Raw genomic sequence first — 322 nt, 5'->3', positions numbered from 1 at the left:
AAAAAGCATCTGATGAATTAGACGCTGCGGATGCTGCATTAAAAACCAATGCACAACAAGAGTTTGAAGACTCATTAGCAACAGAAGCGGAATTAACTGCGCTTGAGACGAAGGCGAAAGACCTTCAGACTAAACTTAATGACAATGCAAAGTTAGAAGAGTCAGCAAGATATACTGATGAAACACGTGATGCACTTCAAAAAGAAATTAATGAAGCTTTACAACTCGTTACTGATGGTCGCGATCCATCAAAAAATGTAACTAAAGAAGAAGTTAAAAAAGCATCTGATGAATTAGACGCTGCGGATGCTGCATTAAAAAC

General features: G+C 37.9%; 1 protein-coding gene. It reads left to right on the top strand.

Annotation, left to right across the window (positions count from 1 at the left end; all coding sequences use genetic code 11):
- Positions 1-322, top strand: a 322-nt coding sequence (locus tag AC1M89_RS14805) for a hypothetical protein (protein WP_481614401.1), incomplete at both ends; no start/stop codon positions are given.

Source organism: Acinetobacter sp. ANC_7635, assembly GCF_056779945.1.
Note: the sequence above shows the minus strand (reverse complement) of the source record. Positions and strands in the feature narration are given on the sequence as shown.